Raw genomic sequence first — 836 nt, forward strand, 5'->3', positions numbered from 1 at the left:
GGTGGGCGCGGGCGGGCTGCTCGCGTCCGACGCGGGCGTACGGCTGCCGTTCGCCTGGGACGGCGTCGAGCTGCACGCCGCGGGCGCCCGGAGCCTGCGCGTGCGGCTGGCCCCGGCGGGCGCCGACGCGGTCACCGTGGCCGCCGTGGACGCGGCCGGGGCGCCGGTGGCCTCCGTCGCGTCGCTGGCGTTCCGGCCCGCCGGGGAGGGCGGCGTGCCGTCGGCCCTGCGGCGTGCGGCCGACGCGTCGCTGTTCCGGCTGGAGTGGGTGCCGGGCACCGAACCGGCCGACGGCCAGGACCCGGCGGCGGTGACCGTCGCGGTGTGCGCCGACCCGGCGGAGCTGGACGCGGCGGACGCCGCCGCCGAGGCCGTCGTCCTGCCCTGCCGGGCCGAGCCCGGCGAGGACGTGCGGGCGGTGCTGGCCCGCGTGCTGGCCTTCGTGCAGGCGTGGTTGGCCGACGGGCGGCGGGCGGCGTCCCGGCTGGCCGTCGTGACGTCCGGCGCGCTGGACGGCGACCCCGTGTGCGGCGCGGTGTGGGGCCTGCTGCGCTCGGCGCAGACGGAGAACCCCGGCCGCGTCCTCGCCCTCGACGTGGACGCCCCGGTGACGGACGCGGACCTGCCCGCCCTGGTCCGGCGCGCCCTCGCGCTGGGTGAGCCGCAGGTGGCGGTGCGGGGCGGGAAGGTGTTCGTGGCGCGGTTGGTGCGTGCGGGTGGTGGGCTGGCGGTGCCGTCGGTTGGGGGCGGGTGGTCGCTGGGCAGTACGGGCAAGGGGACGCTGGAGAACCTGGCGCTGCTGCCCGCACCCGATGCCGCCGGCGGTGGTGCGGGCC

The 836-nt window shown here is 80.5% G+C and carries 1 protein-coding gene; it reads left to right on the plus strand.

From position 1 onward, the window contains the following. Positions 1–836: SpnB-like Rossmann fold domain-containing protein (locus tag OSB71_RS24235; protein WP_416237327.1), on the plus strand; the 836-nt coding region annotated here is incomplete at both ends.

Source organism: Streptomyces marinisediminis, assembly GCF_026262575.1.
Taxonomy (GTDB): domain Bacteria; phylum Actinomycetota; class Actinomycetes; order Streptomycetales; family Streptomycetaceae; genus Streptomyces; species Streptomyces marinisediminis.